The organism is Paracoccus indicus, assembly GCF_003056335.1.
Classification (GTDB): Bacteria; Pseudomonadota; Alphaproteobacteria; order Rhodobacterales; family Rhodobacteraceae; genus Paracoccus; species Paracoccus indicus.
Map to the genome: position 1 here is coordinate 1 of NZ_PYWA01000027.1, position 713 is coordinate 713.

The window sequence follows — 713 nt, forward strand, 5'->3', positions numbered from 1 at the left end:
TGACCCTCCTCACCCTGGCGCAACTCTCGGTTCTCCCGCTCCAGCGCCTTCATCTTCTCGGCCATGTCTGCCGGGATGCCAGCGCGCTTTCCGCTGTCGACCTCGGCCTTCTTGACCCACTCGTTCAGGGTCTGGGGCGCACAGCCGATCTTCGCGGGAATCGACATGACTGCCTGCCACCGCGATTCATGGCCACCCTCGTTATCAAAGACCAACCGCACCGCGCGTTCACGCACTTCGGGGGAAAACTTGTTCGTCGTCTTGCTCATGATGCTCCATCCTACTCAGGAGTTGGAGCCTCCGGCAAACCCGGCGCGGTTCAGAAAAGCCGCTTCACCGAGGCGCAGATCATTGGGATGATCAAGGAGCTGGAAGCCGGAATGGCGACGGCGGAGGTCTGTCGCCGTCATGGGCTCAGCGCGGCGACGTTCTACAAGCTCAAGGCCAAGTATGGCGGCATGGACGTGTCCGATGCCCAGAGGCTGAGGGCGCTGGAGGACGAGAACGGCAAGCTGAAACGGCTTCTGGCTGACGCGATGCTCGACAACATCGTGCCCAAGGATCTTCTGGGATCGAAGCCATGGGACGCCACTGGTCCAAGGACCATGGCGAGGGCCTTCATCGAGTCGTTCAACGAGAGCCTGCGTGACGAACTGCTGAACGAGGAGATCTTCGACACCCTGGATGACGCCCGCCGGAAGATCGCCCTCTGG

General features: G+C 61.6%; 2 protein-coding genes. One reads left to right on the plus strand and one right to left on the minus strand.

Translation table 11 applies throughout. The features are described 5' to 3' along the window. On the minus strand, positions 1-269 hold a 269-nt coding region (locus tag DDE75_RS17090), incomplete at its 3' end, for a transposase (protein ID WP_162798991.1). Between the two features lie 87 nt (positions 270-356). Between DDE75_RS17090 and DDE75_RS17430 the strand changes: the two genes are divergently transcribed. After that, positions 357-713, plus strand: a 357-nt coding sequence (locus DDE75_RS17430; protein WP_162799112.1) for a transposase, incomplete at its 3' end; no start/stop codon positions are given.